This is a genomic window from Leclercia sp. W6, from assembly GCF_003336345.1.
Classification (GTDB): domain Bacteria; phylum Pseudomonadota; class Gammaproteobacteria; order Enterobacterales; family Enterobacteriaceae; genus Enterobacter.
This window is the reverse complement of record NZ_CP031104.1, coordinates 4204370-4227494: the sequence shown is the minus strand read 5'-3', so window position 1 is coordinate 4227494 and position 23125 is coordinate 4204370. Positions and strand designations below refer to the sequence as shown.

At 54.6% G+C, this 23125-nt stretch carries 23 protein-coding genes; 15 read left to right on the top strand and 8 right to left on the bottom strand.

Annotated elements, in window-relative coordinates; all coding sequences use genetic code 11:
• Window position 1 precedes the first annotated feature (1 nt).
• Both mlaE and mlaF read right to left on the bottom strand, forming a co-directional pair.
• Window positions 2–784, bottom strand: a complete 783-nt coding sequence (gene mlaE / locus DVA43_RS20720) for a lipid asymmetry maintenance ABC transporter permease subunit MlaE (protein WP_103824932.1) — start codon at window positions 782–784, stop codon at window positions 2–4.
• Between the two features lie 7 nt (window positions 785–791).
• Window positions 792–1604: a phospholipid ABC transporter ATP-binding protein MlaF gene (gene mlaF, locus DVA43_RS20715; protein ID WP_103824933.1), complete on the bottom strand. Its 813-nt coding sequence runs from the start codon at window positions 1602–1604 to the stop codon at window positions 792–794.
• A gap of 228 nt (window positions 1605–1832) precedes the next feature.
• Between mlaF and DVA43_RS20710 the strand changes: the two genes are divergently transcribed.
• The 11 genes from DVA43_RS20710 to npr all read left to right on the top strand — a co-directional run bounded on the left by DVA43_RS20710 (window position 1833) and on the right by npr (window position 9752).
• Window positions 1833–2810, top strand: a complete 978-nt coding sequence (locus DVA43_RS20710) for a calcium/sodium antiporter (RefSeq protein WP_114316582.1) — start codon at window positions 1833–1835, stop codon at window positions 2808–2810.
• 13 nt (window positions 2811–2823) lie between these two features.
• Window positions 2824–3810, top strand: coding sequence for an arabinose-5-phosphate isomerase KdsD (kdsD, locus tag DVA43_RS20705; protein WP_103177188.1), 987 nt, complete (start codon window positions 2824–2826; stop codon window positions 3808–3810).
• Window positions 3811–3824: 14 nt separating this feature from the next.
• Window positions 3825–4391: a 3-deoxy-manno-octulosonate-8-phosphatase KdsC gene (gene kdsC, locus DVA43_RS20700; protein WP_114317179.1), complete on the top strand. Its 567-nt coding sequence runs from the start codon at window positions 3825–3827 to the stop codon at window positions 4389–4391.
• Entirely contained in the window at window positions 4388–4963 is a 576-nt protein-coding gene (lptC, locus tag DVA43_RS20695) for an LPS export ABC transporter periplasmic protein LptC (RefSeq protein ID WP_103824936.1), read from the top strand. Before kdsC ends, lptC begins: the two co-directional genes overlap by 4 nt.
• The gene (gene lptA / locus DVA43_RS20690; RefSeq protein WP_103177190.1) at window positions 4932–5486 is read left to right on the top strand and encodes a lipopolysaccharide ABC transporter substrate-binding protein LptA; all 555 of its coding nucleotides are present in this window, start codon (window positions 4932–4934) and stop codon (window positions 5484–5486) included. The genes lptC and lptA overlap by 32 nt, the downstream gene beginning before the upstream one ends.
• A gap of 6 nt (window positions 5487–5492) precedes the next feature.
• Window positions 5493–6218, top strand: a complete 726-nt coding sequence (gene lptB, locus DVA43_RS20685; protein ID WP_103177191.1) for an LPS export ABC transporter ATP-binding protein — start codon at window positions 5493–5495, stop codon at window positions 6216–6218.
• Window positions 6219–6265: 47 nt separating this feature from the next.
• The gene (gene rpoN / locus DVA43_RS20680; protein ID WP_103177192.1) at window positions 6266–7699 is read left to right on the top strand and encodes an RNA polymerase factor sigma-54; all 1434 of its coding nucleotides are present in this window, start codon (window positions 6266–6268) and stop codon (window positions 7697–7699) included.
• Between the two features lie 22 nt (window positions 7700–7721).
• Window positions 7722–8009, top strand: coding sequence for a ribosome hibernation promoting factor (gene hpf, locus DVA43_RS20675; RefSeq protein ID WP_103177193.1), 288 nt, complete (start codon window positions 7722–7724; stop codon window positions 8007–8009).
• A gap of 82 nt (window positions 8010–8091) precedes the next feature.
• Window positions 8092–8583 carry a PTS IIA-like nitrogen regulatory protein PtsN gene (ptsN, locus tag DVA43_RS20670; RefSeq protein ID WP_103177194.1) on the top strand — a complete coding sequence of 164 codons (492 nt, stop codon included), beginning with the start codon at window positions 8092–8094 and terminating at the stop codon, window positions 8581–8583.
• A 45-nt stretch (window positions 8584–8628) separates the two neighbouring features.
• Window positions 8629–9483 carry an RNase adapter RapZ gene (rapZ, locus tag DVA43_RS20665; protein ID WP_032614487.1) on the top strand — a complete coding sequence of 285 codons (855 nt, stop codon included), beginning with the start codon at window positions 8629–8631 and terminating at the stop codon, window positions 9481–9483.
• Window positions 9480–9752 carry a PTS phosphocarrier protein NPr gene (npr, locus tag DVA43_RS20660; protein ID WP_032614489.1) on the top strand — a complete coding sequence of 91 codons (273 nt, stop codon included), beginning with the start codon at window positions 9480–9482 and terminating at the stop codon, window positions 9750–9752. Before rapZ ends, npr begins: the two co-directional genes overlap by 4 nt.
• On the opposite strand, the gene mtgA is transcribed toward npr, so the two are convergent.
• The 5 genes from mtgA to lptF all read right to left on the bottom strand — a co-directional run bounded on the left by mtgA (window position 9749) and on the right by lptF (window position 16006).
• Window positions 9749–10474 carry a monofunctional biosynthetic peptidoglycan transglycosylase gene (gene mtgA, locus DVA43_RS20655; protein WP_114316581.1) on the bottom strand — a complete coding sequence of 242 codons (726 nt, stop codon included), beginning with the start codon at window positions 10472–10474 and terminating at the stop codon, window positions 9749–9751. The two genes, npr and mtgA, sit on opposite strands and share 4 nt — an antisense overlap.
• Window positions 10471–11124: an isoprenoid biosynthesis glyoxalase ElbB gene (gene elbB / locus DVA43_RS20650; protein WP_103177196.1), complete on the bottom strand. Its 654-nt coding sequence runs from the start codon at window positions 11122–11124 to the stop codon at window positions 10471–10473. Before elbB ends, mtgA begins: the two co-directional genes overlap by 4 nt.
• 231 nt (window positions 11125–11355) lie before the next feature.
• Window positions 11356–13689 carry an aerobic respiration two-component sensor histidine kinase ArcB gene (gene arcB, locus DVA43_RS20645; protein ID WP_103824939.1) on the bottom strand — a complete coding sequence of 778 codons (2334 nt, stop codon included), beginning with the start codon at window positions 13687–13689 and terminating at the stop codon, window positions 11356–11358.
• A gap of 134 nt (window positions 13690–13823) precedes the next feature.
• Window positions 13824–14906 (bottom strand): LPS export ABC transporter permease LptG, encoded by a 1083-nt coding sequence (lptG, locus tag DVA43_RS20640; protein WP_114316580.1) that lies wholly within the window; start codon window positions 14904–14906, stop codon window positions 13824–13826.
• Entirely contained in the window at window positions 14906–16006 is a 1101-nt protein-coding gene (lptF, locus tag DVA43_RS20635; protein ID WP_114316579.1) for an LPS export ABC transporter permease LptF, read from the bottom strand. The genes lptG and lptF overlap by 1 nt, the downstream gene beginning before the upstream one ends.
• Before the next feature lie 266 nt (window positions 16007–16272).
• On the opposite strand from lptF, the gene pepA reads away from it, so the two are divergent.
• The 3 genes from pepA to DVA43_RS20615 all read left to right on the top strand — a co-directional run bounded on the left by pepA (window position 16273) and on the right by DVA43_RS20615 (window position 21203).
• The gene (gene pepA / locus DVA43_RS20625) at window positions 16273–17784 is read left to right on the top strand and encodes a leucyl aminopeptidase (RefSeq protein ID WP_103824940.1); all 1512 of its coding nucleotides are present in this window, start codon (window positions 16273–16275) and stop codon (window positions 17782–17784) included.
• A 120-nt stretch (window positions 17785–17904) separates the two neighbouring features.
• Entirely contained in the window at window positions 17905–18348 is a 444-nt protein-coding gene (holC, locus tag DVA43_RS20620) for a DNA polymerase III subunit chi (RefSeq protein WP_103177201.1), read from the top strand.
• Window positions 18348–21203 (top strand): valine--tRNA ligase, encoded by a 2856-nt coding sequence (locus DVA43_RS20615; protein ID WP_103824941.1) that lies wholly within the window; start codon window positions 18348–18350, stop codon window positions 21201–21203. Before holC ends, DVA43_RS20615 begins: the two co-directional genes overlap by 1 nt.
• 64 nt (window positions 21204–21267) lie before the next feature.
• Here DVA43_RS20615 and DVA43_RS20610 read toward each other — a convergent pair whose 3' ends face one another.
• The gene (locus DVA43_RS20610) at window positions 21268–22443 is read right to left on the bottom strand and encodes a YjgN family protein (protein ID WP_114316578.1); all 1176 of its coding nucleotides are present in this window, start codon (window positions 22441–22443) and stop codon (window positions 21268–21270) included.
• Between the two features lie 176 nt (window positions 22444–22619).
• Here DVA43_RS20610 and DVA43_RS20605 point away from each other — a divergent pair, with 176 nt between their 5' ends.
• Window positions 22620–23123: a GNAT family N-acetyltransferase gene (locus tag DVA43_RS20605; RefSeq protein WP_103824943.1), complete on the top strand. Its 504-nt coding sequence runs from the start codon at window positions 22620–22622 to the stop codon at window positions 23121–23123.
• Window positions 23124–23125 lie beyond the last annotated feature (2 nt).

Here is a 23125-nt window from a genome sequence, read left to right as displayed (position 1 = left end):
CTCATTTCCCAAACATCAGTGCGGTGAGCACAAAATCCAGAGCCAGTATGGCCAGCGACGAATGAACAACGGTACGTGTGGTTGCCCGGCTGATACCGGCAGACGTCGGGATCGCATCGTAGCCGTTGAACAGCGCAATCCAGGTGATCGTCACAGCAAATACCGCGCTTTTAATCAGGCAGTTAACCAGATCCAGACGCCAGTCAACGGCGCCCTGCATCGCTGACCAGAAGAAACCGGCATCGATCCCTTTCCACTGCACGCCAACCATCGAACCGCCCCAGATGCCGACCGCGACAAAGAGGATAGTTAACAGCGGCAGCGAAATCATACCGGCCCAGAAGCGCGGCGAGATGACCCGACGCAGCGGATCCACGGCCATCATCTCCATACTGGAGAGCTGCTCCGTGGCGCGCATCAGGCCGATTTCAGCGGTCAGCGCCGAACCGGCACGTCCTGCGAATAACAGCGCGGCGACCACCGGTCCCAGCTCACGCAGCAGGGAGAGCGCCACCAGCATTCCGAGGCTGGTTTCTGCGCTGTAGGTGGTGAGAACCAGATACCCCTGCAGCCCCAGCACCATCCCGATAAAGACCCCGGAAACGATGATAATGAGCATCGACAGCACGCCGACATTATACAGCTGGCGCACCAGCAGAGGGGCATGTTTGCGGAATTCCGGTTTCCCGACCAGCGCATTGAATAACATCAACCCGGCACGCCCGAACGTCCTGATGGTTTTTATGCCACGGTGTCCGAGAGCGGCCAACGCATTTAACAGCATGAGTGGCTTAACTCCCTATTCCCAATAGATCTTTATGATAATCACCCGCAGGATAACGGAACGGCACGGGGCCATCTGCAATGCCGTCGAGGAACTGACGGACTCGCGCATCGCTGTTGGTCTGCAATGATTGGGCGCTACCGTGCGCCACAATTTTTTTATCCGCCACGATATAGGCGTAGTCGGCAATGCTCAGCACTTCCGGTACGTCATGAGATACCACAATACAGGTTACGCCCAGCGCGCTGTTCAGCTCAGAGATCAGTTTGACCAGCACGCCCATGGTGATTGGGTCCTGCCCGACAAACGGCTCATCGAACATGATCAAATCGGGTTCCAGCGCAATCGCGCGCGCCAGCGCCGCACGGCGGGCCATACCGCCAGAGAGTTCGGAAGGCATCAGCTTCGCCGCGCCACGCAGCCCCACAGCCTCGAGCTTCATCATCACGGTGCTTTTCAGCAGCGCCGGGGGCAGCTGCGTATGCTCACGCAGCGGGTAGGCGACATTATCGAAGACATTCATGTCAGTAAATAGCGCCCCGGACTGGAACAGCATGCTCATGCGTTTACGCACGGTATAGAGGCGCGAGCGTGACATTGCCGGAATATTTTCGCCATCAAAAAGGATCTCGCCCTGGCTTGGCGGAATTTGCCCTCCAATCAGGCGTAACAGCGTTGTTTTACCAATGCCGGAGGGGCCCATGATGGCGGTAATTTTACCGCGGGGCACGGTGAGAGAGATGTTGTCAAAAATGACCCGGCTGCTGCGCGTGAAGCTGACGCCACGGACATCGACTATATTCGCCTCATTCAGGCTCATGTACATTTCCTTTCTGTTGCCGGTTCAGGATCAGCTTGATGCCTGATTTCGCCGCAAACCCAACATTTTTACAGAATATTACCTCTGCAGGTAAGCGAAAGCTGGCATTTGTTTTACTTTTACAGCGCATAAAGTCAAAATTAGGATTCGTTACATCTACAGACAGTATGCAGCGGCAGAGATTTTTTCTCAGTGGACCGGCGAGTATACCTGAAGAAAGGACTTTTGATGCTTCTTGCAACGGCACTGTTAATAATTGGTTTACTTTTGGTGGTCTACAGTGCCGACCGTCTGGTGTTCTCCGCTTCAATCCTCTGCCGTTTGTTAGGTGTTCCCCCCCTGATTATTGGGATGACGGTGGTCAGCGTGGGCACTTCCCTGCCGGAGATTATCGTCTCTGCGGCCGCCTCGATGCACGATCAGGTTGATCTTGCGGTAGGAACGGCTATTGGCTCCAATATCGTCAATATCTTGCTCATCCTGGGCCTTGCTGCGCTACTGCATCCTTTTCGCGTGCATTCTGATGTTCTGCGGCGTGAATTACCGCTAATGTTAATTGTCAGCCTGCTGGCGGGTTATGTGTTATATGACGGGCAGTTAACCCTCAGCGATGGCATTTTTCTGCTGGCGCTGGCGGTCATCTGGCTGTTTTATATCGTGAAGCTTGCCCGGGCGGCAGAAAAGCAAGGCAGTGACACGTTAACGCGCGAACAGGTGGCAGAGCTGCCGCGTGAGGGGAACTTACCCGTCGCGCTGCTCTGGCTGGGCGTGGCGTTAATCATCATGCCCATGGCGACGCAGATGATTGTAGATAACGCTACGGTTCTGGCCAACTATTTCGCCATGAGCGAGTTAACCATCGGCCTGACGGTGATTGCCATTGGTACCAGTTTGCCTGAGCTCGCAACGGCTATCGCCGGGGCGCGTAAGGGTGAAGATGACATGGCGATTGGCAATATCATCGGCTCGAATATTTTTAATGTTGCTATCGTGCTTGGCCTGCCTGCCCTGATTGCCCCTGGCGCGTTTAATCCCCTCGCGTTCAGCCGCGATTACGGGGTGATGGTCTTAGTCAGCGTAATCTTCGCCCTGCTCTGCTGGCGGCGAAAAAGGCAGATTGGTCAGGGCGTCGGTGCGCTGCTGACGGTGGGATTTGTCGTATGGATGGCGATGCTGTACTGGCTCTCGCCGCTTCTCTCTGGGTAAACGGAAACGCATTATGTCGCAAATAGAATTGCAGCCGGGTTTTGACTTTCAGAAAGCAGGAAAAGAGGTTCTGGAGATTGAACGTGAAGGTCTGGCGCAGTTAGATCAATACATTAATCAGGACTTTAGCCTGGCGTGCGAAAAACTTTTCCACTGTCCTGGCAAAGTCGTGGTGATGGGGATGGGTAAATCCGGCCATATTGGCCGTAAAATGGCAGCGACCTTCGCCAGTACCGGCACGAAAGCGTTTTTCGTCCATCCCGGCGAAGCGGCGCATGGCGATCTGGGTATGGTTTCGTCACAGGATATCGTCATTGCGTTATCCAACTCGGGCGAATCGAATGAGATCCTGGCGCTGATCCCGGTCCTGAAACGCCTGCACGTTCCCCTGATCTGTATTACCAGCCGTCCGGAGAGCAGCATGGCGCGCGCCGCAGATATCCACCTGTGCGTTAAAGTGCCAAAAGAAGCCTGTCCCCTGGGGCTGGCGCCGACCTCCAGCACCACTGCCGCACTGGTTATGGGTGATGCGCTGGCCGTCGCCCTGCTTGAAGCGCGCGGCTTTACCGCCGAAGATTTTGCCCTCTCCCATCCGGGCGGTGCGCTGGGACGTAAATTGCTGCTGCGCGTAAATGATATTATGCATACGGGGGATGAAATTCCGCACGTCAGTAAAGAGGCCTCCCTGCGCGATGCGCTGCTGGAAATTACCCGTAAAAACCTGGGGATGACCGTCATCTGCAACGATCAGATGAAGATTGAGGGTATCTTTACCGACGGGGATCTCCGTCGCGTGTTCGATATGGGTGTGGATGTCCGTAAGCTGGGTATTGCCGATGTGATGACCTCAGGCGGTATTCGGGTGCGTCCCGGCACGCTGGCCGTTGAGGTACTGAACCTGATGCAGTCCCGTCATATCACCTCCGTTATGGTTGCCGATGGCGACCAGTTACTGGGTGTGGTACATATGCATGATCTTTTGCGCGCAGGCGTAGTGTAATGAAGGATAAGACAATGATTAATACGGGTGCATCCCTTGCAACCTGTTATGGCCCGGTAAGCGCGCAGATGATGTCGCAGGCCGAGAAAATTCGCCTGCTGATCCTGGATGTGGATGGCGTGCTGTCAGACGGCCTGATTTACATGGGCAATAATGGTGAAGAGCTGAAAGCGTTCAACGTGCGTGATGGCTACGGGATTCGCTGTGCCCTGACGTCTGGCATAGAAGTTGCCATCATCACCGGACGTAAGGCTAAACTGGTAGAAGATCGGTGCGAAACGCTGGGCATTACCCATCTCTATCAGGGGCAATCCGATAAGATGGTCGCTTTCAGGGACTTACTTGGTAAACTTGCCATCGCCCCGGAAAACGTTGCCTATGTCGGAGACGATCTTATTGACTGGCCAGTGATGGCAGAAGTGGGACTTAGCATCGCCGTGGCCGATGCCCATCCGCTTTTGATCCCACGCGCTGACTATGTCACCCGGATTAACGGTGGCCGTGGCGCAGTACGAGAAGTCTGCGACCTGTTACTGCTGGCGAAAGGTAAGCTTGATGAGGCCAAAGGGCAATCGATATGAGTAAAACCAGACGTTGGGTTATTATTCTGCTAACGCTTGTCGTACTGGTACTGATTGGCGTGAATCTCGCTGACCGGGACGACGAACAAGCGCCGACGGTCAACACCAACGATCCAACGTATAAAAGCGATCACAGCGATACCGTCGTTTACAGCCCGGAAGGGGCGCTGAATTACCGCCTTATCGCTCAGCACGTTGAGTATTTTTCCGAACAGGGCGTCTCATGGTTTACTCAACCCGTGATGACCACGTTTGATACCGATAAAATTCCGACATGGTCGATTAAAGCAGATCGGGCAAAACTGACGAATGACCGTATGCTTTATCTGTATGGCCATGTTGAAGTGAATGCGCTGACCGCAGATGCGCAGTTGCGCAAAATCACGACCGATAACGCACAGATAAACCTTGTGACTCAGGATGTAACATCGCAGGATCTGGTCACGTTATACGGCACAACATTTAATTCCAGCGGTCTGAGAATGCGCGGGAACTTACGCAGCAAGAACGCAGAGCTGATTGAAAAGGTTAGAACCTCTTATGAAATTCAAAACAAACAAACTCAGCCTTAATTGTGTTATAGCCAGCGCCCTGCTGGCCCTTAGCCTGCCTGCGCTTGCTGTGACGGGTGATACCGAGCAGCCGATTCATATCGAATCTGATACGCAATCACTCGATATGCAAGGCAACGTAGTGACCTTTACCGGCAACGTGGTCGTGACTCAGGGCACCATCAAAATTAATGCCGACAAAGTGGTGGTGACGCGTCCTGGCGGTGAGGACGGGAAAGAGATTATCGATGGCTACGGCAACCCGGCCACCTTCTATCAGATGCAGGATAACGGCAAGCCGGTAAAAGGCCACGCTTCCCAGATGCACTACGAGCTGGCGAAAGATTTCGTTGTTCTTACTGGTAATGCGTACCTGGAGCAGCTCGACAGCAACATCAAGGGCGACAAAATCACCTACCTGGTCAAAGAGCAGAAAATGCAGGCCTTCAGCGAGAAAGGCAAACGCGTGACCACCGTACTGGTTCCATCGCAGCTGCAGGACAAAAATAGCAATCAGGCCCCGGCACAGAAAAAGAGTAACTAATTCGTTATGGCAACATTAACTGCAAAGAATCTCGCCAAAGCCTATAAGGGCCGCCGCGTCGTGGAAGATGTCAGTTTGACCGTCAACTCCGGCGAGATTGTCGGCCTGTTGGGTCCTAACGGTGCAGGTAAAACCACCACCTTTTATATGGTGGTGGGCATTGTTCCGCGCGACGCGGGTAACATCATTATTGATGAAGAAGATATCAGCCTGCTGCCCCTGCACGCCCGTGCGCGCCGCGGGATCGGTTATCTGCCGCAGGAAGCATCCATTTTCCGTCGCCTGAGCGTTTTCGATAACCTGATGGCGGTGCTGCAGATCCGCGATGATCTGACCGCCGAACAGCGTCAGGATCGCGCCAACGAGCTGATGGAAGAGTTCCATATCGAACACCTGCGCGACAGCATGGGCCAGGCGCTCTCCGGTGGTGAACGTCGCCGTGTGGAAATTGCCCGCGCGCTGGCGGCTAATCCGAAATTTATTCTGCTCGATGAACCGTTTGCGGGCGTTGACCCCATTTCGGTTATCGATATCAAACGTATTATTGAGCATCTGCGCGACAGTGGCCTCGGGGTTCTCATCACCGACCACAACGTACGTGAGACGCTGGCGGTGTGTGAGCGTGCCTATATCGTCAGCCAGGGCCACCTCATCGCCCACGGTACCCCGCAGCAGATCCTCGAAGACGATCATGTTAAGCGCGTGTATCTTGGGGAAGACTTCAGACTCTGATAGGGTAGAAGTTAAGACTCGCGTAAACGGAGAAAAATGCTCTGAACATGAAGCAAGGTTTGCAATTAAGGCTCAGCCAACAGCTGGCAATGACGCCGCAGTTACAACAGGCTATTCGTCTGTTGCAACTGTCGACGCTGGAACTGCAGCAGGAGCTCCAGCAAGCGCTGGAAAGTAACCCCCTGCTCGAGCAAACCGATCTTCACGATGAGGTAGAAACGCAACAAAGCCAGGATAACGAGACCCTCGACACGGTTGATGCCCTTGAGCAAAAAGAGATGCCTGACGAGCTCCCTCTCGATGCCAGCTGGGATGAGATCTACACCGCCGGCACGCCATCCGGTACACGCGCAGACTACCAGGATGACGAGTTGCCGGTCTATCAGGGCGAGACCACCCAGTCACTGCAGGATTATCTGATGTGGCAGGTAGAGCTGACACCGTTCTCCGATACCGATCGCGCCATCGCCACCTCCATTGTAGATGCCGTGGATGAGACCGGCTATCTGACCGTGTCGCTGGACGATATTCTGGAGAGCATAGGCGATGACGAGATTGAGCTCGAAGAGGTCGAAGCGGTCCTGAAGCGCGTTCAGCGCTTTGACCCGATTGGCGTCGCCGCGAGAGATCTCCGTGACTGCTTGCTCATTCAGCTTTCGCAGTTTGTTAAAGAGACCCCGTGGCTGGAAGAGGCCCGGCTTATCATCAGCGAACATCTGGATCTGCTTGCCAACCACGATTTCCGCTCACTGATGCGCGTCACGCGGCTGAAAGAGGAGATCCTGAAAGAGGCGGTCAACCTGATTCAGTCTCTGGATCCGCGCCCGGGGCAGTCTATCCAGACCAGCGAGCCGGAGTATGTCATTCCCGATGTGCTGGTGCGCAAGCATAACGGTCTGTGGACCGTCGAGCTGAATTCCGACAGCATTCCCCGCCTGCAAATCAATCAGCAATACGCCTCAATGTGCACCAGCTCGCGCAACGACTCGGATAACCAGTTTATCCGCAGTAATCTGCAGGAAGCCCGCTGGCTGATCAAAAGCCTTGAGAGCCGCAATGATACACTGCTGCGCGTCAGCCGCTGCATCGTCGAGCAGCAGCAGGCGTTTTTTGAGCAGGGTGAAGAGTTTATGAAACCGATGGTGCTGGCGGATATCGCCCAGGCCGTCGAGATGCATGAGTCGACCATTTCTCGCGTGACGACGCAGAAGTATCTGCACAGCCCGCGTGGTATTTTTGAGCTTAAGTATTTTTTCTCCAGCCATGTCAACACCGAAGGCGGCGGCGAAGCCTCGTCGACAGCCATCCGGGCGCTGGTGAAAAAATTGATCGCCGCGGAAAACCCCGCGAAACCGCTGAGTGACAGTAAGTTGACCACCATGCTGTCCGAACAAGGTATCATGGTGGCACGCCGCACTGTTGCGAAGTATCGAGAGTCTTTATCCATTCCGCCGTCAAACCAGCGTAAACAACTGGTCTGACACAACCGATAAGGAAGACACTATGCAGCTCAACATCACAGGACACAATGTCGAAATCACTGAATCCCTGCGTGAATTTGTGAATACCAAGTTCGCTAAGCTCGAGCAGTATTTCGAGAGGATCAACCAGGTCTATGTTGTGTTAAAAGTGGAAAAAGTGACTCATATCTCGGATGCTACCTTGCACGTCAACGGGGGCGAAATCCATGCCAGTGCGGAAGGGCAGGACATGTACGCGGCTATCGACGGCTTGATTGACAAGCTGGCACGACAGCTAAACAAACATAAAGACAAACTGAAACAACACTAATTGTCCGGGCAGTTAACGGGTGCAGGATGGCCTGTTGTGAAACACAACGGGCCCTTTGTACAGTTAGCGCTTAGGTGAAATTATGATGAATAACGATTCCACTCTACAACTGAGCAGTGTCCTTAATCAGGAATGTACCCGCAGTGCCGTTCACTGCCAGAGCAAAAAACGTGCGCTGGAGATCATCAGTGAACTGGCCGCAAAACAGCTGAGCCTGGCGCCACAAGTGGTCTTTGAAGCGATCCTCACCCGCGAAAAAATGGGCAGTACCGGCATCGGTAACGGCATCGCCATTCCACATGGCAAACTGGAAGAGGATACTCTGCGCGCTGTAGGGGTGTTTGTTCAACTGGAAACACCTATCGCCTTCGATGCCATTGATAACCAGCCGGTCGATTTGCTGTTTGCCCTGCTGGTGCCAGCCGACCAGACCAAAACGCATCTGCATACGCTCTCGCTGGTGGCTAAACGTCTGGCGGATAAAACCATCTGTCGTCGTTTACGCGCGGCGCAGAGCGACGAAGAGCTTTATCAAATTATTACAGAAACGGAAGGCAATCAGGATGAGGCGTAATCGGGTGATGGCTTTAACATCTGTGGTCCTGAGGAGAAACGGTACATGGTGCTGATGATCGTCAGCGGGCGTTCGGGCTCCGGGAAATCGGTCGCCCTGCGCGCGCTGGAAGATATGGGCTTTTACTGCGTGGATAACCTGCCGGTGGTGCTTCTGCCCGAGCTGGCCCGTTCGCTGGCGGATCGGCAGATCTCTGCGGCAGTCAGCATCGACGTGCGTAACATGCCTGAATCGCCGGAGATCTTTGAGCAGGCGATGAGTAATCTGCCAGAGGCCTTTTCACCTCAGCTGCTGTTCCTTGATGCCGACCGCAATACGTTGATTCGTCGCTACAGTGACACCCGCCGTTTGCATCCGCTCTCCAGTAAAAATCTGTCGCTGGAAAGTGCCATTGACCAGGAGAGCGATCTGCTGGAGCCGCTGCGCTCGCGCGCCGATCTGATCGTTGATACCTCAGAGATGTCGGTCCATGAGCTGGCGGAGATGCTGCGCACCCGTCTGCTGGGTAAACGCGAACGCGAGCTGACGATGGTCTTTGAATCGTTCGGCTTTAAGCACGGGATTCCTATTGATGCGGACTACGTGTTTGACGTGCGCTTCTTACCGAACCCGCACTGGGATCCGAAGCTGCGTCCGATGACCGGCCTGGATAAGCCGGTCGCAGCCTTCCTTGACAGACATACGGAAGTGCATAACTTTATCTATCAGACGCGCAGCTATCTTGAACTCTGGTTGCCGATGCTGGAGACAAACAATCGCAGCTACCTGACGGTGGCGATTGGCTGTACCGGGGGCAAACACCGTTCGGTCTATATTGCTGAGCAACTGGCTGACTATTTCCGCTCGCGCGGTAAAAACGTGCAGTCCCGTCATCGTACGCTGGAAAAACGTAAAACATGACCGTAAAGCAGACCGTTGAAATCACCAACAAGCTGGGCATGCATGCCCGCCCGGCGATGAAGTTATTTGAACTGATGCAGGGATTTGACGCGGAAGTTCTGCTGCGTAACGACGAAGGCACCGAAGCCGAAGCCAACAGCGTCATCGCTCTGCTGATGCTGGATTCGGCAAAGGGCCGTCAGATTGAAATTGAAGCCACTGGCCCGCAGGAAGTGGAGGCGCTGGCAGCAGTCATTGCGCTGTTCAACGCCGGATTTGATGAGGATTAATGCAGCTTATTGGCCTGCATAAATCCTTCCCCACCGAGCTGGCGCATCTGGCGCAGGATCCACGCCTGACGGCTACGTACATAGCCTGATGGCGCACTGGCCTTAAAGCGAATCGGGTTCGGTAACACAGCCGCCAGCAGCGCGGCCTCCGACGCTGTCAGACGGCTTGCTGGTTTGTTGAAATAGCGCCGTGCCGCGGCTTCTACCCCAAATATCCCTTCGCCAAATTCCGCGATATTGAGGTATACCGTCAGGATCCGTTTCTTACTCCACACCGTTTCGATCCCCAGCGTCAGCCCGGCTTCAAAGCCCTTTCTCACCCAGCTGCGACCGTCCCATAAAAACAGGTTCTTCGCCGTCTGCTGAGAAAGCGTGGATGCCCCGCGGATACGGCTCTCGTTGCGCTCGTTATGCGCTAGCGCCTTCTCGATCGCCCCGACGTCAAACCCCCAGTGCTGAGGGAATTTTTGATCTTCGGCGGCAATCACGGCGAGCCCCATCCAGGGGGAGATCTCATCCATACTCACCCAGTCAGAGTGTGCAAAGTAGCTGAAATTACCGCTCAGCCAGTTGCTCACCTGACGTTCAACCATCACCGCTGAAAATGGCACCGGCAGAAAGCTGAACAGGGCGATACCCCCACCCCAGAAAACCGCCATTATCAACAGAATGCGAATGACGATCCGTCTTAACCAACCCGCTTTCGGACGTCTTAACTTCATGCAGCGAGTACCAGTACGCGGGTGACCAGCTTCTCAATGCCCGTCGCCGCTTCCGCAATCGTTTGTGCCAGCATGTAAGCGGGTGTGGTGACGATCCTGTTCTCTTCGTCGACCACAATATCATCCACCGGACAGGGGATATGCTCACCGCCCATATCCTCGATAGCCTCAGCGGTATCAATATCCGTGCCGATGGTCAGGCGCAGCGGCATATCAAAAATGGCTGGCAGCATCGCAGGGGCGATACAGATAAAGCCCAACGGTTTACCAGCTTCATGCATCTGCAGCGCCAGCGCTTTTAAATCACTGTCTACCCGGCAACCACTTCCCTGGGCGGCAAAATCGCTCAGGTTTTTTGCCGCGCCAAAACCGCCCGGCACAATCAGCGCGTCCAGCTCGGTGGCCCGGGCCTCGCTGAGCGGACGAACCTGTCCACGGGCGATCCGCGCGGCCTCAATCAGGACGTTACGGCTTTCGGCCATCGTTTCGCCGGTCAGGTGGTTGATCACGTCTACCTGGGTTTTATCCGGGGCGAAGCAGACCGCTTCGGCGCCGTTACGCGCCAGAGCCAGTAGCGTCAAAACAGCTTCATGAATTTCAGAACCATCGTAAACACCACACCCGCTCAGTACCACGCCAACCTTTTTCATCCAGGGATCCCTCTCGAAAAATGCTAAATGCACATTAAAGATTCTGATTAAAACGGTATGCTTCACACATTTAACTGATTCATGTAACAACGTATTTAAGATTTGCTATCTTAACTGCGTGCAGCCTAAAGTTTCCGGCTACGCCATTTACGAAAAAAACTATTTCTATTCAGGCGCAGCCAAGATTTCCCTGGTGTTGGCGCAGTATTCGCGCACCCCGGTCTACCGGGGTCATTTTTTTCTGCTCTCCACCCAGGCTTTCAGCACGGCCACATCGTTCTGCCACTCCTGCTTCATCTCCTCAACCCATTCACCCACGTTATCTTCCCACGCGGGTAAATCCGGAGACTGAATCTGCTGACCAAGCTGCTGCAGATGACGCAAACCCACCGATCCAGCCGCACCTTTGATTTTGTGGCCTTCTTCAACGATGCCTTTCTTATCCCGCGCCGTCAGGTTTGACTCGAGCACGTTTAAATAGCCCGGCATCATCTTCTCGAAGATCGCCAGGCCATCGGTAATCAACTTCGGACCAACCAGATCGATGTACTGCTCGAGCATGTCGATATCCAGCAAAGACTGCGCTTTCTCTGTATCTACCTTCGTCATGGTGCTCTCCTCTTCGTCACAGGTGTCCCAGAACTTCTTGATCATGGCGGTTAAGGCGGGTACCGCCAGCGGTTTGCTCAGTACATCGTCCATACCAGCATCCAGGTACTCTTTTTTGTCTTTCAGCACGTTGGCGGTCAGCGCCACCAGCGGCGGCAGCTCGTCGCTGGCGTAACGGCTCGTCAGCTCGCGCGAGATATCCAGCCCGGTCATGTCCGGCAACTGAATGTCCAGCAGCACCAGGTCATATTCGCCCGGCGTGAACATCTCCAGCGCGGCTTTACCGGTCATGGCGACGTCCACGCTGCTGCCCAGTTTCTCCAGCACCGAGCGCGCGACAATCACGTTCAGCTCAATATCTTCCACCAGCAGCACATGCAGGGCAGGCAGCGGCATGTCGTCATGGGCAAAAGTGTCCTCGACCTCTTCCGCCACTGCCGGGGCTCGAACGCTGAGTTTAAAGACAGAGCCGTGCCCAGGATTGCTGGTCACCGTGATATCACCGCCCATGCTCTTCGCCAGACGGCGCGATACCGCCAGGCCGATGCCGGTCCCGGTAGCGGGTTTGCCCCCGTGGCTGTCTTTAACCTGGTAGTACATGGCGAAGATTTTATCCTGCTCCTCCTGCGGGATCCCGATCCCGGAATCTTCCACCTCGAAGTGCAGCATCTCCCCCTCGCCGTAGCGCACGCGAACCGCCACCTGACCACTCTGGGTGAATTTGACCGCGTTGCTGATCAGGTTCCACAGGATCTGGCGCAGGCGCGTGCCGTCGGTCACCACCTTATGCGGCAGCGGCAGGGTTGGCTCCATCACAAAGCGTAGCCCTTTCTGCTGCGCCTGCAGACCGGAGAGGTTTTCCAGATCGGCCAGGAAGCTGGTGAAGTCCACCGGCTGGTTATCCAGCTGGACTTTGCGCCGCTCCATCTTATCCATATCAATAATATCGTTGAAGATATTGCCGAGCGTGACCGCCGAGACATGGATGGTTTTAAGATATTTCTCCTGCTCGGCCGTCAGTTCGGTGTCGAGCAGAATGCGGCTTAACCCGACGATACCGTTAAGCGGAGTACGCAGTTCATGGCTGATGGTGGAGATAAAGGTCGTTTTATCCCGGCTGGCGCGCTCCAGCGCATCCTGGTAACGCTTACGCTCGGTAATATCACGCCCGAAGCCCATCAGCCCGTGGCGTTTCCCGACGCGGTCGTAGTACGGCACTTTACGGATTTCGAAGCAGGCTTTGCGCCCGTCCGGGTAGTCGAGCCACTGCTCGTAGGTCAGGGAGACGTTGTGACGGAACACCTTCTCATCGGTTTCGATAACTTTGGCTGCCGCCTCCGGAGAGTAGACATCCTGCGGGCGCAGATTGATAAGCTGTTTTTCGCTCTTACCGGTCAGTAACTCCATCGCCCGGTTACAGCCGGAAAACTCTTTATCTTCATTGCGGTAGAAAACCAGGTCCGGGGAGGCATCAAGGAAAGAGCGCAGGAACGAAGACTGCTGCTCAAGCTGGATCTGCGTCTGTTCACGCTCTTTCATCTCGATTTTCAGCTGTTCCAGCGTAGTCTGACGCTCAGCCTCCGCTTTTTCACGATCTGAGATCTCCTGGTTAAGCTGAGCGATGTTGTCTTTTAGCTGCACGTTGAGCTTCAGATCGCGCTCGCGCATCTCTTCCAGCTTTTCCACCAGCCGGGTCAACCGCTGGCGGGACTCCTCCAGCTGCTCAACCACCACCGAGAGGAAATAGACCGCCCAGGGCGTAATCAGCAGGCCAAAGAAAATGGAACGTATAAGGTCGATACTCTCAACCTGGCCGTGGAGCACCATGGTAATGGCCATCTGTACCACAATCGCCAGCACCACCAGCGCCAGCGCCAGCAACAGGGAGAAGCGCACCAGGCCAAGCTTCATCATCAGATCGACATAGTATTGCGCCAGTAACCGAATTTGCTTCATAAGGGATCTCTTCACGACGTCATCGCACAATAATACTCAAATTCCAGGCAAGACGTTGAAGGTTGTGCAAAAAAGTGAGGGGTAAAACAGGCGATGCGCCTCACTTCCCAAGCAGGGAAGTGAGGCGGGAGGGATTACGAGCGCTTCAGCAGCAGCCAGAGGCTGATCACGAAGAAGGAGGCGCTCGGTAGCAGCGCGCCAATCACCGGCGGTATACCGTACACCAGCGTCAACGGGCCGAAGATTTGGTCCAGAACGTAGAAGACAAAGCCGAAGCTGATACCTGTCACGACACGCACCCCCATCGGGACGCTACGCAGCGGACCAAAGATAAACGACAGCGCCATCAGCATCATTACCGCCACCGAGAGCGGCTGGAAGACCTTGCTCCACATGTTGAGCTGATAACGTCCGGAATCCTGGCCGCTCGATTTCAGATACTTCACGTAGTTGTACAGGCCGCTGATGGAGAGGGCATCCGGATCCAGCGCAACCACACCGAGCTTATCCGGCGTCAGGTTGGTTTTCCAGGTACCAGAGACCGTTTGTGACCCGGTGATCTGTTTTGGATCCTGCAGATTTGATTCATCTACCTGCGACAGACGCCAGACCTTGTTATCAGTATCAAACGTGGCCGATGCGGCGTAACGCACCGCCTGCAGACGACGCTGCTCGTTAAAGCTGTAAATGCTCACCCCGCCGAGGGAGTTATCGCCCGTGACGCGTTCGATGTAGACAAAGTTATTGCCATCTTTCGCCCACAGCCCCTGCTGGGTAGAGAGCAACGAGCCGCCATACATCATTTGCGCGCGGTAGTTACGCGCCATCTGTTCGCCCTGTGGCGCAACCCACTCCCCCATCGCCATGGTCAGCAATACCAGCGGGATCGCCGTTTTCATGACGGAGAGCGCCACCTGCATACGGGTAAAGCCGGAGGCCTGCATGACCACCAGCTCACTGCGCTGCGCCAGCATCCCCAGCCCCAGCAACGCCCCTAACAGCGCCGCCATCGGGAAGAAGATTTGCACATCTTTTGGAATGCTGAGCAGAGTATACATCCCCGCGCCCATCGCATCGTAGCTCCCCTGCCCGGCCTTTTTCAGCTGGTCCACAAACTTGATGATGCCGGAGAGCGACACCAGCATGAATAAGGTCATCATGATGGTGGTGAAAATGGTTTTACCGATATAGCGGTCAAGAACGCCAAACGCCTGCATTACACCGCTCCTTTACGCGTAAACCGGGCCCGCACGCGGCGCATCGGCACGGTGTCCCACAGGTTGAGGGCAACGGCCAACAGCAGATAGAGTCCGTTAATTACCCAGGTCCAGATAACCGGGTCAATTTTTCCTTTGCCGCCGTTCGATTTGATCGACGTTTGCAGCAGGAAGAACACCAGATAAAGCAGCATGGCCGGCAGCATGGAGAGCACCCGTCCCTGACGTGGGTTTACCACGCTAAGCGGCACCACCATCAACGCCATCATAAATACAGTGAATACCAGGGTGATTCGCCAGTGCAGCTCCGCGCGGGCGCGATTGGTATCGGTATTGATCAGTGTGCGCATGTCCATCTGCTCGGTATCGCTGGGATCCAGCGCAACCGCCTGATGACCAATAATTGCCTGATAGTTCTGGAAGTCAGTGATGCGGAAATCACGCAGCAGCGCCGTGCCTTCAAAGCGGGTGCCTTTGTTCAGCGTCACAATCTGCGAACCGTCTTTCCCCTGCGCCAGCTGGCCGGAATCGGCCACTACAACAGAGGGACGGGCATTGCCCTTGGGACGGATTTGCGCGAGGAACACATCGTTAAAGCGGTTGCCATCCACGCTTTCAATAAATAGCACGGAGTTACCATCCGTTGCCTGCTGGAATTGCCCCTGGGCCAGCGCGGCCATACCGGGGTTGGCTTTCGCTTCCGCCAGCACTTCATCCTGATGACGAGAAGAGACCGGACCGGCCCACATGACGTTTACGGCGGCCACGATGCCGGTGAATAACGCCAGGAGCATAGCGGCTTTAACCAGAACCGCTTTGCTCAGACCGCACGCATGCATGACGGTGATTTCACTTTCGGTATAGAGTTTACCGAGCGTCATCAGCAGTCCGAGGAAAAGGCTAAGTGGCAGGATAAGCTGCGCCATTTCAGGCACGCCCAGCCCAAGCAGAGAAAGCACCAGATTTGTGGGAATTTCGCCATCAACAGCCGCGCCGAGGATCCTTACCAGTTTCTGACAGAAAAAGATCAGAAGCAGTATGAAGAGTATCGCCAGCTGGCTTTTGAGCGTCTCCCGCACCAGATATCTTATGATTATCACATTAAATACGCCCGTAAAAACCCGTCTCTTTGCAGGAAAATCGCTTGTTTCATGGCTTAAACGTCATTTATTCTCTTGAGTCGTCGAAATCATCGCTAAGATTAGAACACCCGACGGATTCGCGCTTCAGGAGTTATTATGACGTGCCGAAACCGTAATAACGTAAGATTAACACGAAGTCACCGCAACAGCGGGTACGAGTTACGAAAGGTTTCAATTCTATCCGTAGCTGCCGCTGTTGTCTTTAAGATTCAGGAGCGTAGTTCATGGAGTTCAGTGTAAAAAGCGGTAGCCCGGAGAAACAGCGGAGTGCCTGCATCGTTGTCGGCGTGTTTGAACCCCGCAGACTCTCTCCAATCGCCGAACAACTCGATAAGATCAGTGACGGCTACATTAGCGCCCTGCTGCGCCGCGGCGAGCTGGAAGGCAAGCCAGGCCAGACATTGCTGCTGCATCATGTGCCTAACGTCCTCTCCGAGCGCATCCTGCTGATTGGCTGTGGCAAGGAGCGTGAGCTGGACGAACGCCAGTACAAACAGGTCATTCAGAAAACCATCAATACGCTGAATGATACTGGCTCAATGGAGGCCGTCTGCTTCCTGACCGAACTGCACGTCAAAGGCCGCAATACCTACTGGAAAGTACGTCAGGCGGTTGAGACAGCCAAAGAGACCCTTTACAGCTTCGATCAGCTGAAAACCACTAAAAGCGAACCGCGTCGTCCGCTGCGTAAGATGGTCTTTAACGTCCCGACCCGTCGCGAGCTGACCAGCGGTGAACGCGCTATTCAGCATGGCCTGGCTATTGCAGCCGGTATCAAGGCCGCGAAAGACCTGGGCAATATGCCGCCTAACATCTGTAACGCGGGCTACCTTGCGTCACAGGCGCGTCAGCTGGCTGACTCCTACAGCAAAAATGTTGTCACCCGCGTGATTGGCGAACAGCAGATGAAAGAGCTGGGGATGCACTCCTACCTCGCCGTCGGCAACGGTTCACAAAATGAATCCCTGATGTCGGTCATTGAGTACAAAGGCAACCCGGCAGAAGACGTACGTCCGATTGTGCTGGTGGGTAAAGGCCTGACCTTCGACTCCGGCGGTATCTCCATCAAGCCTGCCGAAGGCATGGACGAGATGAAGTACGACATGTGCGGCGCGGCGGCGGTTTACGGCGTAATGCGCATGGTGGCCGAGCTGCAACTGCCAATCAACGTGATTGGCGTGCTGGCGGGCTGTGAAAACATGCCGGGTGGTCGCGCCTATCGTCCAGGTGACGTCCTTACCACCATGTCCGGGCAGACCGTTGAAGTCCTGAACACCGACGCCGAAGGCCGTCTGGTGCTGTGCGACGTGCTGACCTACGTTGAGCGCTTCGATCCGGAAGCGGTTATCGACGTAGCAACTCTGACCGGCGCCTGCGTGATTGCCCTGGGTCACCACATCACCGGCCTGATGTCGAACCACAACCCGCTGGCGCATGAGCTGATTGGTGCCTCCGAGCAGGCGGGCGATCGTGCATGGCGTCTGCCGCTGGGCGATGAGTATCAGGAGCAGCTCGAGTCTAACTTTGCGGATATGGCGAATATCGGCGGTCGTCCTGGCGGTGCTATCACCGCGGGCTGCTTCCTTTCGCGCTTTACCCGCAAGTACAATTGGGCACACCTGGATATCGCGGGCACCGCATGGCGCTCCGGTAAAGCCAAAGGCGCAACTGGCCGTCCAGTGGCTCTGCTGTCGCAGTTCCTGCTCAATCGCGCCGGTTTTAACGGCGACGAGTAAGGGTAAATGCCGGGTGGCGGCGTCGCCTTACCCGGCCTACAAACGGCAGTAAACCGTAGGCCCGGTAAGCTTAGCGCCACCGGGCTTAAGCATTTAAAGTCACCACAAGAAACCCCATATATGAAAAACGCAACGTTCTATCTTCTGGACAATGACACCCAACAGGATGGCTTAAGCGCCGTTGAACAACTGGTGTGTGACATTGCCGCAGAACGTTGGCGCGCGGGTCTTCGCGTGCTGATTGCCTGCGAAGATGAGCAGCAGGCCATCCGTCTGGATGAAGCGCTGTGGGCACGACCGCCGGAAAGTTTTGTTCCGCATAATCTGGCGGGAGAAGGACCGCGTGGCGGTGCGCCGGTGGAGATCGCCTGGCCGCAAAAGCGTAACAGCAGTCCACGCGATATTCTGATTAGCCTGCGCAGCGGCTTTGCAGATTTTGCCACCGCTTTCACAGAAGTGATAGACTTTGTCCCTCACGAAGATTCCCTGAAACAACTGGCGCGCGAACGCTATAAAGCGTACCGCCTGGCTGGTTTTAACCTGAATACGGCAACCTGGAAATAATGGAAAAGACATATAACCCACGCGATATCGAACAGCCGCTTTACGAGCACTGGGAACAGCAGGGCTATTTCAAGCCTAACGGCGATGAAAGCAAAGAGTCCTTCTGCATCATGATCCCGCCGCCGAACGTCACCGGCAGTTTGCATATGGGGCATGCCTTCCAGCAGACCATCATGGATACCATGATCCGTTACCAGCGCATGCAGGGCAAAAACACCCTGTGGCAGGCCGGTACTGACCACGCGGGTATCGCTACCCAGATGGTGGTTGAGCGTAAGATTGCCGCTGAAGAAGGTAAAACCCGTCACGACTATGGCCGCGACGCCTTTATCGACAAAATCTGGCAGTGGAAAGCGGAATCTGGCGGCACCATTACCCGTCAGATGCGCCGTCTCGGCAACTCCGTGGACTGGGAGCGCGAGCGCTTCACCATGGACGAAGGTCTTTCCAATGCCGTTAAAGAAGTGTTCGTCCGTCTGTATAAAGAAGACCTGATTTACCGTGGCAAGCGCCTGGTAAACTGGGACCCGAAACTGCGCACCGCCATCTCTGACCTGGAAGTGGAAAACCGCGAGTCGAAAGGCTCCATGTGGCACATCCGCTATCCGCTGGCCGATGGCGCAAAAACCGCAGACGGTAAAGATTACCTGATTGTCGCCACCACCCGACCGGAAACCCTGCTGGGCGATACCGGCGTGGCCGTTAACCCGGAAGATCCGCGTTACAAAGATCTGATTGGTAAATTTGTGGTGCTGCCGCTGGTGAACCGCCGTATTCCGATTGTGGGCGACGAACACGCCGACATGGAAAAAGGTACCGGCTGCGTGAAGATCACCCCGGCACACGACTTTAACGACTACGAAGTGGGTCGTCGTCACGCCCTGCCAATGATCAACATCCTGACCTTTGACGGCGATATCCGTGAAAGCGCAGAGGTGTATGACACCAAAGGCAACGAATCTGACGTTTACTCCAGCGACATTCCGGCTGAGTTCCAGAAGCTGGAGCGCTTCGCCGCGCGTAAAGCGATCGTTGCCGCTGTCGACGCCCTGGGCCTGCTGGACGAAATCAAGCCGCACGACCTGACTGTCCCCTATGGCGACCGTGGCGGCGTGGTGATCGAGCCGATGCTGACCGACCAGTGGTACGTCCGTGCCGACGTACTGGCGAAACCCGCGGTTGAAGCGGTCGAAAACGGCGACATCCAGTTCGTACCGAAGCAGTACGAAAACATGTACTTCTCCTGGATGCGCGATATTCAGGACTGGTGTATCTCCCGTCAGCTGTGGTGGGGTCACCGTATCCCGGCATGGTATGACAACGAAGGCAATGTCTACGTTGGCCGTACTGAAGACGAAGTGCGTCAGGAAAACAACCTGAGCGCTGACGTGGCCCTGCGTCAGGACGAAGACGTACTGGACACCTGGTTCTCCTCCGCGCTGTGGACCTTCTCCACCCTCGGCTGGCCAGAAAACACCGATGCGCTGCGTCAGTTCCACCCAACCAGCGTGATGGTCTCCGGCTTCGATATCATCTTCTTCTGGATCGCCCGCATGATCATGATGACCATGCACTTCATCAAAGATGAAAACGGCAAGCCGCAGGTTCCGTTCCATACCGTCTATATGACCGGTCTGATTCGTGACGATGAAGGCCAGAAGATGTCCAAGTCCAAGGGTAACGTTATTGACCCACTGGATATGGTGGACGGTATCTCTCTGGAAGAGCTGCTGGAAAAACGTACCGGCAACATGATGCAGCCGCAGCTGGCTGAGAAGATCCGCAAGCGCACCGAGAAGCAGTTCCCGAACGGCATTGAGCCGCACGGTACCGACGCCCTGCGTTTCACCCTGGCGGCGCTGGCCTCTACTGGCCGTGACATTAACTGGGACATGAAGCGTCTGGAAGGTTACCGTAACTTCTGTAACAAGCTGTGGAACGCCAGCCGCTTTGTGCTGATGAACACCGAGGATCAGGATTGCGGCTTTAACGGCGGCGAAATGACCCTGTCCCTGGCAGACCGCTGGATCCTGGCTGAATTCAACCAGACCATTAAAGCGTTCCGCGAGGCGCTGGATAACTATCGCTTCGATATCGCGGCAGGCATTCTGTACGAATTCACCTGGAACCAGTTCTGCGACTGGTACCTGGAGCTGACCAAGCCGGTCATGAACGGCGGCACTGAAGCGGAACTGCGCGGCACGCGCCATACGCTGATTACCGTTCTGGAAGGTCTGCTGCGCCTGGCGCACCCGATCATCCCGTTCATCACCGAAACCATCTGGCAGCGTGTGAAGGTCATTGCCGGTATCAATGCCGATACCATCATGTTGCAGCCGTTCCCGTCCTTCGATGCCACGCAGATTGATGAAGCCGCTGCATCCGATACCGAATGGCTGAAGCAGGCAATCATTGCGGTGCGTAATATCCGTGCCGAAATGAACATCGCCCCGGGCAAACCACTGGCGCTGTTACTGCGCGGTTGCAGCGAAGCGGCACAGCGTCGCGTGACCGAGAACAGCACTTTCCTGCAGACCATGGCGCGTCTGGAGAGCATCACCGTGCTGCCAGCCGATGATAAAGGTCCGGTCTCCGTGACCAAAATCATCGACGGCGCCGAGCTGCTGATCCCGATGGCAGGCCTGATTGACAAAGATGCTGAGCTGGCACGTCTGGCGAAAGAAGTGGCTAAAGTTGACGATGAAATTGGCCGTATCGAAAGCAAACTGTCCAATGAAGGCTTCGTTGCCCGTGCCCCGGAAGCGGTGATCGCCAAAGAGCGTGAAAAGCTGAACGGTTATGCACAAGCGAAAGCGAAGCTGATTGAGCAGCAGGCCGTAATCGCCGCGCTCTAATCGCACATACAGGCGGAACAAAAAAGCCGGAGTACGCTCCGGCTTTTTTTATTCAGTTTCTATTTTACATAACGAAACCACTGCACAAACGAGTCGTTACATTGGGTTCCGGCTGGCTCTCTTCAATGTCAGTAGACACACTATCCAGATCGCCAACAACAGCAGTATTCTCAGCCAGATAACGTAATAAACCAATTTTTGCCCATGGATAAGCCAGCCCCAGCGTTATAGCCGACAGGAAAACTAAACCTAAAAGGCGCGGAGCCATTCCAGAGAATGTCAGCGTAGAGCGGAATCGAATGCTTTCCCCCAGTACCAGATTATTCATGGCAAGATTACGTAAAGCACCCCAAAGATACGCCTTCGATAAAACGGCGCCGATCCCCAGAACGAGATAGCAAAAAACAACCCAGCCTGAATTTGTCAATATATATCTCTCCGCTGTACTGCCATTGCATATACCCAGCATACAGCTCGTCATCATCCCGGAAAAAAGGGAAACCAGTACCCAGATAATGAATAAAATAAAGGGGATCATTATTGCCGCGGCACATAAAAAAATAATGATGCAACGTTTGCTACTAATCAAAATGCTGAATGTATTTGCGCCAAATGAGAGACCATTCCCTATTAACTCCATTAAATGGCTATAAACGAGACCGTAAATGACACTGCTTGCCACAAAAATGAGCAGCAATACCACAGCGGCGCGAAATAGCATATCGCTGAGACTCATTGGATCCCTGACAATCAGACTCAACATCACCGTCACCAGCGCGGCCATCACCACGGGCATCCCAATCATCACCCACCATGCACGAAGTGCAGACGTTTGAAAATTAAAATGGATGGAATTGAGTGACGTCATCATGAGGTGATAGCTGATCCCCTTTACGATCATAAACGGCAGAGCCAGCAAGATAAAAAGCAGTGTACCGACACCTTCGGCATCCGGGATAATGAAGAGTTGCGCCAGCAATACCAGCGTTAACACGACCAGGATGAAAAGCCAACTGAGCAGGATCGTGCCGCCACGCGCCCTGTAGGCAAAACGCGCCCCTTTTAGCTCCATGTTCTCACAGATATAGCGGCGCGTACGCACCAACGCCCAGGGAATAAATATGCCTAATGTAATAATCGACAAAATGACATTAACTAAACAGATAATAAAATAGGGTCTAACCTGCCCATGAAATATAAAATGTTGCGTGTTATTATGTTGCCCTGATAGTGCACTCATAAATATATCGTCCTTGTATTTTTAATAACAAATAAAAAACCAGCCTTGCTCGAACAAACAAAAGGATATATGGATTTCCGTTTCGTCAGCAATACATTAAACACGTACCTTGCGCCATTAAAAAAATAGTGGTATTAAAGAAACGTATAGTTTTCTGAATTGAAATTGAGTTATTTATGAATCTTGTTGCGCCAAAGACCGCCTCACTACGCCGCCTCTCTGCGCAGGATAATGCCGCGATAGCCGCTGTTATCCGTCAGGTTTCCGCAGAATATGGCCTGACCGCCGATAAAGGCTACACCGTGGCCGACCCTAATCTGGATGAACTTTTTCAGCTGTACAGCCAGCCGGGTGCAGCCTATTGGGTGGTTGAGCAAGAGGGTCAGGTCGTAGGTGGAGGTGGGGTTGCGCCATTAGTTTGCAGCGAACCCGATATCTGCGAGCTGCAAAAAATGTATTTCCTGCCCGTTGTCCGTGGACAAGGCCTGGCGAAAAAACTGGCGTTACTGGCGATGGATCACGCCCGCGCTCAAGGGTTTAAACGCTGCTATCTTGAAACCACTGCCTTCCTGACCGAAGCCATCAGGCTGTACGAGCATCTCGGCTTTGAGCATATCGACCAGCCACTGGGCTGTACCGGCCATGTTGATTGCGAAGTGCGAATGCTGAAAACGCTGTAACC